We start from the raw sequence: 257 nt of genomic DNA on the forward strand, positions 1-257 counted from the left end.
GACTTGATTGGCAGCTTGCCAATTGACGGAAACACATAACGCCGTAAATTGATTTCAATCTGGCGCTTGTAGTTTTCGGACCACTTGGACTTATTCTTTTCTATCCACTCATGCGCCAACGCTTGAAAGGTATTAACGCTTTCCCATTCGTTGTTAACCTTTCGAGACTGTCTGATTGTCGTTGGATGTTTACCTTCTTTTACTAGTTCAGTCGCCTCTTGGCGCTTAATTCTGGCTTCACTAAGGCTAATTGTAGG

The 257-nt window shown here is 43.2% G+C and carries 1 protein-coding gene; it reads right to left on the bottom strand.

Annotated features, from left to right (window positions below):
- Positions 1 to 257, bottom strand: a 257-nt coding sequence (locus AAEY68_RS21295; protein WP_502935720.1) for a phage integrase central domain-containing protein, incomplete at both ends; no start/stop codon positions are given.

This window comes from Pseudoalteromonas sp. RB2-MNA-CIBAN-0110 (genome assembly GCF_040309305.1).
GTDB classification, from domain to species: domain Bacteria; phylum Pseudomonadota; class Gammaproteobacteria; order Enterobacterales; family Alteromonadaceae; genus Pseudoalteromonas; species Pseudoalteromonas arctica.